Here is a 10,026-nt window from a genome sequence, read left to right as displayed (position 1 = left end):
TCCATCATGAAAATGTTGAATCACGCGAATGGTGAGACTAAAATGCCAGGTCAAACCCAATTTCATAGTTTCTGTTTGTTGAATTCAAAACTGTTTTTACCCACTAACTACACCTATGTTTATTACTTTCAAACATTCACTTTTGACCGCAGGCGCTGCTAGTTTATTGAGTCTTGGTAATTGGTTGCTTGCAAGTCCTAGCTATGCTATCACCCTTGATTTCGCTAGTTGGGACAAAATTGGTGATGTTACGCAGGTAAAACCAAATGCTCAAGCTAATTCAGGTACTAGCTTGACTGCTTTCATTGGTGGTGGTGATGACTCTCTAGAAGAGTTCCTGGAAATTGATGCTGGTAGTCTCGATATCCTTGATCCAGAGTATGATCCAAATGATCCTTTTCCTATTATTGCTGCTACATTTGGTTCAGCTATCAGGAGAAATTTAGTAGTACAAGCTGGTGATAAGTTAAGTTTTAACTGGGATCTTACACTCGCATTTGATAATGAACTCAACACTTTTGACCTTGACAAAGCTTTTGTGACGATAAAAGGCATAGAAGTCTTAATCAAGCCTTTGAATACAAAGGATATTAATGGAAATGATATTTTGAGTGGAAAGTACGAGTATACCTTTTCGAGTGCTGGTAATTTCTTGGTTGGTATTGGTATCGTCGATATAAATGATGCTGGTGGTACATCACAATTAATAGTGAGTAATGGTAAACTTCAACCAGTTCCTGAACCCTTGACTCTTTTGGGTATATTTACAGGATTGGGTTGCGGCTTAGTTATGCGATCGCGTTTTGGTAAACAATGTTAAGAGACACCAAAAAATAAATTATTCCAAATTGACGGTTAGTAGAGTGCGTCAGTGTGAAGAATTTCTTGGTACAGCTAGGTTTTCTCGCACTGACGCACCCTTGTATATTAAGAGGATTATTCAGCCCACTTGCAACATCTAGATTAACTCCGATGCTCAAAGGTATAAGAAGCCAGCTACCACTGCTATTAACATTTTGCTTATCGACAAGCTTATTGCCTGCTTCTGGCTCAGTTTTATGTTCTGCTGTTGCCTATGAGAGATATGAGACAGCAGGTAGAAACGGTACTAATGGGCGAAGCGGTAGAAATGGCCGTGATGGTGACAACCAAACTATATTTGTTAATAGTTCACCAATAAATCTTGATCTATCGGGTAAAGATGGCGAAGACGGTGAAGATGGCGATCGCGGTGACAGACCTTATTGCAGAGATCAACCCCATCAACCCAAGCACGACATTTATGCACGCAATGGTGGCGCAGGTGGTAATGGTGGTAGAGGTGGAAATGGGGGTAATGGCGGTTCCCTGACTGTATACTACACAAATTTGGCAGACTTGCAAACAATTTTGGTGCGTGCAAACCCCGGAGCAGGTGGACGAGGCGGTCGGGGTGGTAATGGTAGCGTTGGTTGTAGGTGTCGGCAGCGTAATTGGGAAATAGAAACCTGTAAAGGAACTCCGGGTACTGCTGATTATAAATGTACCAAGAAACGCTACAGGTGTTATGACGGTAAAGATGGGCGTGATGGTAGTGATGGACAAGATGGCGAAAGAGGGCGTTTAGGTATTTTGAGTATTGTTAACAGTAAGGAACCTTTAGCAGCTGAAACTCCTACTGTGACACTCAATTTTGCTGAACTTGCAGATAAAAAGTTAACCCTCTCCAAAAATAAGTGGATTCTTCGTCAAGGTGCAACTTCTTTACTTGCGCCTGGTTCCGTTATTGCCGATGAGTACCGAGAATTTGAACAGCGTTTGGAACAAAACTTTCAAATAGTTTGGCAGGAGAAGCAGCCCATCAACAGTTTTGCTAATCAAACTCTGACAGTAAGTTTAAATGATGATAAGCAAGTAAACCTAACTTTTCCTGAAGATGTTTGGCTTGCAGGTACTACCAGTAGTCAAGCTAACTTGACAACATTTACGGTGAATCATGCCATTCCTAAAAAAGATGTCACAAGGTTAGCAGTAGCAGAATTTGCTGATGCAGGAGAAAATCTCAACTTAAAAATCGTTGATTTGGCAGCGAAATCTGATGTACTGCAAACTCAGTTTCGCGTTAAGTTTCGAGCTAGAGATAATTTTGGTGGCTTCTCTGACTACAGAACTGTATACGAAGGAGAAATCCCCAGCGAACTTGTTACCCGTGACTATAACCGTTTTACCTTAGCGTTAGGCAAGCTCAAAATTCCATCTGAAGCCCTCAGATCAGGTATAAACGTTGATATAGAAGTAGTGGCAACACGCTCTCTAGGAGGACGTTCCGCCAAGCAAACGATTAGCTGGCAAGGTGCAATTCAGAAAAATAGATCAAACTAATTCACATTAGATGGAATCATATAAGCTGTTTTATCTAGGCTGTTTTTCAACTTGATTATGGCAACGATTAACGACAACTACCTGAAACTGAAAGCTGGTTATCTGTTTCCCGAAATTGCGCGGCGGGTAAATGCCTTTGCAGAAGCCAATCCCGATGCTAAAATCATCCGCTTGGGTATTGGTGATGTCACCGAACCATTACCGGAAGCTTGCCGTCAGGCGATGATCACAGCAGTGGAAGAAATGGGCGATCGCAACACCTTTAAAGGCTACGGCCCAGAACAAGGGTATGCTTGGTTAAGGGAAAAAATTGCGGCTCAAGATTTCCAAGCACGGGGATGCGAAATTGATGCTTCCGAAATCTTCATCTCCGACGGTTCCAAGTGCGACACAGGTAACATTCTCGACATCTTCGGTGATAACAACGTCATCGCTGTTACTGACCCCGTTTACCCTGTATATGTAGATACCAACGTTATGGCAGGACATACTGGTGCTGCCAACGATAAAGGCGAGTTTGAAGGTTTAGTTTACCTCCCCATTACCGCAGAAAACAACTTTACCGCCGAAATCCCCAGCCAAAAAGTTGATTTAATTTACCTCTGCTTCCCCAATAATCCCACCGGTGCAACCGCCACCAAAGAACACCTCAAAGCATGGGTAGAATACGCCAAAGCGAATAACTCGATTATTTTCTTTGATGCAGCATACGAAGCATATATTACAGACCCTTCACTACCTCATTCTATCTACGAAATTGAAGGTGCAAGAGATTGCGCTATTGAATTCCGTTCCTTCTCCAAAAATGCAGGCTTTACCGGCACCCGTTGCGCCTTAACTGTCGTACCCAAAACCCTAAAAGCAAAAGCCGCCGATGGTTCCGATGTGGAATTGTGGAAGTTGTGGAATCGTCGCCAGTCTACTAAGTTTAACGGTGTATCTTACATCGTACAACGAGGAGCAGAAGCAGTTTACTCAGAAGCAGGACAAGCACAAATCAACGAATTGGTAAGTTTCTATTTAGAAAACGCCAAAATCATCCGCGAACAACTCACAGCCGCCGGACTAGCCGTGTATGGTGGCGTAAACGCACCTTACGTTTGGGTAAAAACTCCCAATAGTCTTTCCAGTTGGGATTTCTTTGATAAATTGCTGCATACTTGCAATGTTGTTGGTACGCCTGGTTCTGGCTTTGGTGCTGCCGGTGAAGGCTACTTCCGTATTTCCGCCTTTAACAGCCGGGAGAATGTGGAAGAAGCCATGAAGCGGATTACTGGGAATTTTAAGGTGTAAAAAGGCAATAGGCAAATAGGCAAATAGGCAATAGGGGAAGATTAAACCAATTCGCAATGGACTAACGTCCCGCTCCGCTAACGCAATGGACTAACGTCCCGCTCCGCTAACGCAATGGACTAACGTCCCGCTCCGCTAACGCAATGGACTAACGTCCCGCTTCTCTACGAGACGCTACGCGAACGCTAACGCAATTAAAAAACTTAGATGCAGCAAAGCTTTTAGGGTTTACATCTGTATCAGGTTTTTCGTGAAATGGTATTAGTTTTGCCTATTGCCTATTGCCTATTGCCTATTCCCACTCATCAACCTCATTACTGGTGTGACGCAGCAGGGAAGTAATTTGAGTGCGGTGAGTTTCAAAGTTAGCAGCAATGGAAATGAGCGTAATACCAACCAGTAAACCAACTACCCATTTTAAGAAGGGGTAGCGCAAACTAAATATCACTAATTGATAAATACTGGTGATGAAGAAAGCGGTTGTGCCAACGTACAGGAATGCCCGCACACGCAAAGCTAACCCAGCAAAAATGGTAATGAGGGCAAAACCTCCTGGTATCAAGGGGGCGTGCTGATGAAATAAAATTGCCCAGCCACAAATAAGACCACTGCTGATTAATCTTAAAGTATGACGAGGTAGTTTATTTTCTGGCTGTCGCAGTAGAGGATCTACTTGGGCGAGATACAGGAGTGATAAACCAATTACTGTCACATACCATAAAGAATCATTGAGACGTAAGCTGTCAAACCACAAAAACAACGCCCCATCTACCAAGAATACACTTATATATGTGAACCGAATGTTTGCGCCAATTTTGGCGAGAAAAACATAGTACCCAGCCGCTATTACCAAGGTAATGGGGTAAACTTGCAGTCTATTTTCCGCGAGAACTACTAGGGGGAAAATGTAGGCGGCTAATTGCCAAGGTTGTTTAGACCAACCCCAACGCTCCCAAGGTAAGATGTATAAAAAGTAAGCAAATACGCAGGCGATCGCCCCATTCCAAGGTACTAAGGGGCCTGCTAACCATTGTCCTACGGCGGTTTCTCGCCAATAAATCCGCATCCCCGCTACTAAGAAGAAGCCGAGGTAAACCCACAAGTCGGCTGCGGGGATGCGCCCAAATACGAGGGGTTCATTGTCGTTAGCGGTTTGTTTCCCTTGCAAGATGGCATAGGTAATCAAAAATGCCCCCGTTCCTAAGCCCACCATGCGATTAACTTGAATTGGCTGGGCAATTGCCGCCATGAGTAAGCTGCTACTCCAAACCCAGTGGAGATGGGCAATACCTTTGAGTTCTTGGGGTGTGAGGCGTAACCATGTTGCCAGCCAAGGGGCGAGGACGCGGTAGACTGACATGATTCCAGTCCCTAGGGCAGCCATTGCAATTAAGCCGTCACCCAAGCCACCGCCGGAGGCTTGTAACATTTGGTAGAACAGGAGTTCATAGGCAGAGATGGAAATGCCGATAATCCCCAAGTACAGCAAGGATTTTAAATCACGGCTGCGTCGTCCTACCCCAACAAAGATTAATGCTACACCCAAAGAAGCCAAGCCCGACCAATCGGTAAAGGTATTTACTCTGAGCAGTACACTAAATGCACCATACATCAGGGGTAGAACGTGGAAACTGCTGGGAAGCTTTGTTAATTGGAATTTGCGCCGCCACCATTCGCCTAAAATCTGCGAGAATAAACCCAAGGCAATGTTAGCAATGGCGATTCGGATAATTGAACGTTCCCCAAAGCCCAATACCTCGGCAACTAATAACTCTACACACCAACCGATACCATAAAATGCCCAGTTTGTGGGTTGTTGCCAACTGCGATAAATGATTGCAGCTAAGGTGATGACTGTAGCAATTAAATACCAAAATCCAGGTGTGACATTACCCTGATACACTAAGGAGGAATGTAGGGTCATCAACAATAACTCTACAGTACATAGTGCGATCGCCCATTGATCACTAGCAACTGCATATATCCTTGCTAATTCATCATTCCGGCGTGACAGTGCTGTACGTCCTAACCATAAGCTGAAAGTAGCGATCGCACCTACAACAAACCACCCTGGTATGGCTAGGCGCGATAAACCGGGGATACCTTCCCACAGCAGCGCCGCAATCAAGCTTAAACCAAAACCTATAGTAACACCCGCAACTTGTGAGCTACGTAAATACCGCGAATTAGCATACATGACACCAGTACCCACCGCCAAGCCAATTAATCTAATTCCTGGTAGGGGTAAAGTGAGTAACTGCGCTGTACCTATGGCTAAGATACTAAACAAACTATTGGCAGTACGGTGTTGAGTTGTCCGACTAGCCATAACTGCGAGTGCTACAGGTGTTGTTAACCAAGTCACCCCCCAATAGTCTGGGCTGTTAATTTCTCCTATCCAAGCAGATTCAGCATTTGTCCACAGCAACACAAAACTCACAGCCGCAAGCACAAATCCCATGTGCCATGCACTCTGTTGCCACAAGCCATCACCCAGGCTCAATCCCCACTCTGCCAACATCAGCACTAATAAAATACTTGCCCACAAATGCCAGGCTAGATTCGGTAAGAACCAATTAATCACTGAGCAGAATGTTAGCACTCCCATTGTGTGTGTCAGATACACCAAGGGAAGAGGGAGAGGAGAACGACGTTTACTAACAACTATCAGGGTAAGAGTAGAACCAAGAAAATTGAGCGATCGCAAGGTAGGATTAACAGTAGCGATCGTTGTTAAACAAGTTCCAAATAACAGAGTTAAAATTTCGCCAAAGTGTGCCAAATCTCGCTTGTTGGCTCGGTATAAATTTTCTGTCACCACTACCATAAACACCAGGTAGGGAAATAACACCACACTTAATAAAGCCCAAGGTTCATTTTGCGATTGAGTGAGTTGTGTTCCTATGGTGATAGCCAATTGCTGTAACCCAGAGGGAACTAACCGCCAACCCAACCAAATCCCCTGTAAGCCAATCAAAAACAATAAGAATAAGTCAATCTGTAAACTATATCTCTGCAACCGCCCTGTCACCACCCACAAAGCCAAGCCACTCACGGCTAAAGCTTGGGCTGGATGATTGAACACTGCTACTAACCACCCTAAAAAGAGTAAGATACCGCCGAGTCTTTGCCAAAGTACATCAAGTTGCAATACAGGAGCATTAGTTTCACTCTCTCCCCTGCTCCTCTGCGCCTCTGCTCCCCTGCTTCTCTGTTGTGCTAGCCAAGTTGCTAACCAGCCGCAGATACCAATGGCTAAACCTAATTGGGTGACATCAACTCTAGCAACAAATATTCCTCTTCCCAGTAGGAGTAGTAAAGCATAGATAATTACAGTCGCATATAAATTAATCCCTAACTCTGGCAGATGTTCACCTTCATTTACGGGGGGTGTGGGTTGCTGGCGACGATATTGATAAAGAGTCAGGATAGTTGTACCTACCATTGCCACGTAAATCGCCGCCAGGGGAAATAATGGTAATTGCCAACCCCAATGTAGATAAATTAAACCCAGAATATTTATTAGAGGTAATTTGCCTCTGGGTGTGTGGTTGATAACTGTGCGATTGTTACATAACAAAACTGTCACTATTGTTAATATCGGAGCTGCGATCGCCACTGTCAACCAGTCGATGGGATTACCCCACAATCCAAAGCTATCCATCGCCCAAAAGTTGACCGGCACTAGCAACAGGGTGACAATCAACAATGTCTGAGCTGTTAATCTCAAGTTCTGTTGTTTCCCCGCCCAAAAACTCAAACCCCAAAAACTCAAAGTATAAGCAAATAACACCCCATATTGTCCCGCAGCCGGGAATCTCTCCCACTGACTAGCCGCCAAGACTCCAGAAGATAAGACTACTAAAAATACACCCAAAAACAGCAGCCAACGGACACTTAATTCTGCCCCCAAAGATTGCAACATTTGGTTGACAACATTGGGGCGTGCTGGTTGTTTTGGTTGTTTTGGTTCTTCCGGTAGATAGGCAATTAATGGCTGTTCTAATCTCCTAGGGGATGCAGCTACGCGCTGTAGCTCAGGCTCAACTAGGGGTTGTAACTCCACTCGACAGGTAAGAAAATCTCGACATATTTGCCTAACTTGGATATCGGAGATTAAACCCAAGCGCAACCATATATCCAACCCTGCTAATAACTCAGGATGGCTAGAGGATACTTTTAACTCAATTTTTTGAGGCGGATGCTCAAAAGGTGATGACATAAGCCGCAAGGGGTTCGGTAGATACCTTAATCTTCATTTGATTAAAGTATATTTATGCGATCGCTATGCCAGTTATTCTACTGACCGATAGTAATTATTCATGTAAATTCTCATTACTTAACTTCCGAGTTTTGTTAGCGGTAGCGGGGCGTGAGCAGCGTACTGTAGACACCAGGGGAAACGCACCTTATTTCCTAATAAAAACTAATAAGAATTTCAAAGTCATCTATATAAGTGCAAAATTTGACAAAAAGATAAACAAAATAAATCGATTTTTTTGCAGACTCATAAATTGACTTATCTCTAATAAAAAACCTCTTGTTTAAGGATAAATTAGCTAACTATTTAGCCATGAATAAGTAAGCTTATTCCTGAAATAAACAACAATATTAACTAGATTCTTGACAAACTAGTTTACGCTAAAGCTAAAACTCTTTCTAAATAGTTATTGTCCATTGCTGCTAGGAACTGTTTATTTTTAATTCCCCGTTTGACCCGCTTTTCTTTGCCTAAAAGATTGATTGCTATCTGCCGCATTACTGCAAAATTTTGTGGAGCATTATCTTTTCTAATCCGACAGTCATCTTCGTTTAAAGCTACATCCAATACCCAATGTAATGAGTTTTCTATTCCCCAGTGACTCCGAACAGAATTAGCAAATTGTTTGGCATTAACTCCAAGGCTACTAATAAAATAACGAGTTTCTACTGTTGTTTTACCATCTACTTGCCGGACGGATTCTACCATCCCAATACTATTAAAATTTGACCAAACTGAATCAGGGTCAAGCCGAGATTGTATTTCTGATAACATCACATAATTGCGGATTTCATGCCGACCATGCCCTGTTTCTTCGGTTTTATATGTGCTGTGTTGAAACTCTTGAAAATCTGTACTTATCCCTGATTTGAATAGCTGTTCTACTGAATCATACAGATTGCCTTGGTTCTTTTTTAAAGTAATTACATAATCTGCATTTTGTTGCGTAATTAACTTCACTATCTCTTTCTGGCATCCAATTGCATCAATCGTTACAATACATCCAGCTAATTCTAAAACCTTTAATAATTCAGGAATTGCTGTAATTTCATTTGATTTCTCATCCACCTTCACCTGTCCCAGCACTAATTTATTTGTAGTTGCCCATGCACTTACCATTTGGATTGCACTCTGGTCACTATTTTTATCATAAGAACCACATAAAGTTTTCCCGTCAATTGCCACAACTTCACCATCAGTTATCTTATGTACTGATTTCATCCAATTTAAGAAGCATTCCTGAAATTGCTGTGGATTCAACTGTGCAAATACTCGCGCAAATGTATCGTGTGATGGTATTCCATTTGTTAGCTCTAAAAATGTTTTCAACCATTCATATTTTGTACAGCCATACAATTCTATTGCCACCCAACTATCTGCTCCACATATCACTGCACAGATGGCAATGGTTAAAATGTCAATTAACTTGTGTAGTTTTGTACGATCTATTCGTGGGTCTGACATTTGTACGAAGTGATCAGCAATGGTGATTTTGGGCTTGAGCTTCACGCTTTTTGATACTTTCTTCTTCTACTTTTACAATGACTTTACCATCAAAGCCTCATTGCTCAACCTCCATACCAAAGAGCGATCGCTACCTTTCTCAGTCTCTTAGTATATGCGTACTATATTTAGATGCGTTCGCCCTGCTGTAGACACCGCCTAGGATAGCTTCCCGGTGTCAAAAATGCTAGTCTCTAGTCCCTATTAATGTTCAATAGAGCCTCAATAAATGAAGAATTAAGCATTTTAATTTAATTTAATTTTCCTAGTTTTTAGAACTTACTAATGGACATTTCATAAAAATTAACTCAAGAATAACTTGATGATAAAGCGAAAAGATTAAGTAAGTGAGTATAAATAAAACTCTTAACTTAGAAGGTAAAGATTCGGTTAAACTTTAAAGATTTGATAAAACCTCAGTAAAAACCCTCAAAAAATTGGACTATAAAGCTACAATGCGATATATCCCAACCCATTTAAAGCATAAGTCTCAACATATTTAAAGATTCTGCTGTTTTGATGACTTCAGAAATAAGGAGATAAAACCTGATCATCTCAAGTTATTGATACGGATTGAGTTTTTTACTTGTATGTGCTTTATCTTGCAC

General features: G+C 42.3%; 6 protein-coding genes. 4 read left to right on the top strand and 2 right to left on the bottom strand.

Translation table 11 applies throughout. The features are described 5' to 3' along the window. The first annotated feature begins 115 nt into the window (after positions 1-115). From NOS7524_RS15885 to NOS7524_RS15875, 3 genes are all read left to right on the top strand, one after another. Entirely contained in the window at positions 116-820 is a 705-nt protein-coding gene (locus NOS7524_RS15885; protein ID WP_015139501.1) for a PEP-CTERM sorting domain-containing protein, read from the top strand. 152 nt (positions 821-972) lie between these two features. Continuing rightward, positions 973-2,361, top strand: coding sequence for a hypothetical protein (locus NOS7524_RS15880; RefSeq protein WP_015139500.1), 1,389 nt, complete (start codon positions 973-975; stop codon positions 2,359-2,361). Positions 2,362-2,418: 57 nt separating this feature from the next. After that, positions 2,419-3,654 carry an LL-diaminopimelate aminotransferase gene (locus NOS7524_RS15875; RefSeq protein WP_015139499.1) on the top strand — a complete coding sequence of 412 codons (1,236 nt, stop codon included), beginning with the start codon at positions 2,419-2,421 and terminating at the stop codon, positions 3,652-3,654. A 292-nt stretch (positions 3,655-3,946) separates the two neighbouring features. On the opposite strand, the gene NOS7524_RS15870 is transcribed toward NOS7524_RS15875, so the two are convergent. Both NOS7524_RS15870 and NOS7524_RS15865 read right to left on the bottom strand, forming a co-directional pair. Continuing rightward, the gene (locus NOS7524_RS15870) at positions 3,947-7,876 is read right to left on the bottom strand and encodes a DUF2157 domain-containing protein (RefSeq protein ID WP_015139498.1); all 3,930 of its coding nucleotides are present in this window, start codon (positions 7,874-7,876) and stop codon (positions 3,947-3,949) included. Between the two features lie 414 nt (positions 7,877-8,290). Next, complete coding sequence (locus tag NOS7524_RS15865) at positions 8,291-9,424, bottom strand: ISAs1 family transposase (RefSeq protein WP_041555354.1); 1,134 nt, start codon at positions 9,422-9,424, stop codon at positions 8,291-8,293. Here NOS7524_RS15865 and NOS7524_RS30990 point away from each other — a divergent pair. Beyond that, positions 9,399-9,530 carry a hypothetical protein gene (locus NOS7524_RS30990; protein WP_268742014.1) on the top strand — a complete coding sequence of 44 codons (132 nt, stop codon included), beginning with the start codon at positions 9,399-9,401 and terminating at the stop codon, positions 9,528-9,530. The genes NOS7524_RS15865 and NOS7524_RS30990 overlap by 26 nt on opposite strands. The last annotated feature ends 496 nt before the right edge of the window (positions 9,531-10,026 follow it).

It is taken from the genome of Nostoc sp. PCC 7524, assembly GCF_000316645.1.
Classification (GTDB): Bacteria; Cyanobacteriota; Cyanobacteriia; order Cyanobacteriales; family Nostocaceae; genus Trichormus.
This window is presented reverse-complemented; position numbering and strand designations above follow the sequence as displayed.